General features: G+C 45.5%; 1 protein-coding gene. It reads right to left on the bottom strand.

From position 1 onward, the window contains the following. Window positions 1-288 (bottom strand): hypothetical protein (locus tag AC1XUO_RS29680; protein WP_483333528.1); only part of this gene is annotated, 288 nt, incomplete at both ends.

Here is a 288-nt window from a genome sequence, read left to right as displayed (position 1 = left end):
TTTTCTTCACGGTATTCCACCAGGTCTTCATTGCTCAAAACAACTTCAGCTAGTTTTTTAAGCTCACCCAGTATGTTAGCTTCTGTCATGGTGGCTGTTGGACTGGCCACTTTATTGGTCAGTGGAATGTCCTCTTTTCCACCACTAGCAACGGTTGCATATCCTTCGGTAAATTTAAACGCAAGCCCGTCAAACAAGTTTAAACCGCCTTGTAATCCGGTCGCGCGGTTTTCGACACCTTTCACCAGTGCACGGTTTACCTCTTTACCAATACGGTCAAAGATCCGT

Source organism: Dyadobacter sp. HNCC25DJ186 (assembly GCF_056895235.1).
The sequence above is the reverse complement of the archived record's forward strand: the minus strand, read 5'-3'. Positions and strand labels throughout refer to the sequence as shown.